The organism is Erwinia sp. V71 (assembly GCF_965644245.1).
Classification (GTDB): domain Bacteria; phylum Pseudomonadota; class Gammaproteobacteria; order Enterobacterales; family Enterobacteriaceae; genus Erwinia.
This window is the reverse complement of sequence record NZ_CBFFRK010000299.1, coordinates 1-437: the sequence shown is the minus strand read 5'-3', so window position 1 is coordinate 437 and position 437 is coordinate 1. Positions and strand designations below refer to the sequence as shown.

General features: G+C 56.1%; 1 protein-coding gene. It reads left to right on the top strand.

The features are described from left to right. The coding region (locus tag ACSZO1_RS22740; RefSeq protein WP_437616679.1) for a HAMP domain-containing protein at window positions 1-437 on the top strand (437 nt) is incomplete at both ends.

Sequence of the window (437 nt, the reverse complement as noted above, 5' to 3'; positions counted from 1 at the left end):
TATCGTCAGCAGTCGCGCAATGTCACCCCGCCACTGAGCCGCGCGTTTGGCGCCAGTGCCGAGAAGTTTAATATTGCTGCGTCAACCATGCTGGATGATACCCGGGTGACCGTCGATCATCTGACGCAGATGACCAAAATCATTATTGTTGCGGCAGTGATCGCCGGTCTGGTGATTTTGCTGTTTACCGACCGCTATCTGGTTGTGATGCTGGTGCGTCCGCTGGACACTATCCGTGAACACTTCCGGACCATTGCCGATGGCGATCTCAGCCAGCCGGTGCATGATTTCGGTCGTAACTGCGTGGGTAAACTGGTGCCGTTGCTGCGTGCGATGCAGGACAGCCTGCGTGATGCGGTAGGGGCGATTCGCAGTGGTACGGACAATATCTGGCGCGGTGCGTCGGAAATTTCTTCCGGCAATAACGATCTCTCTTC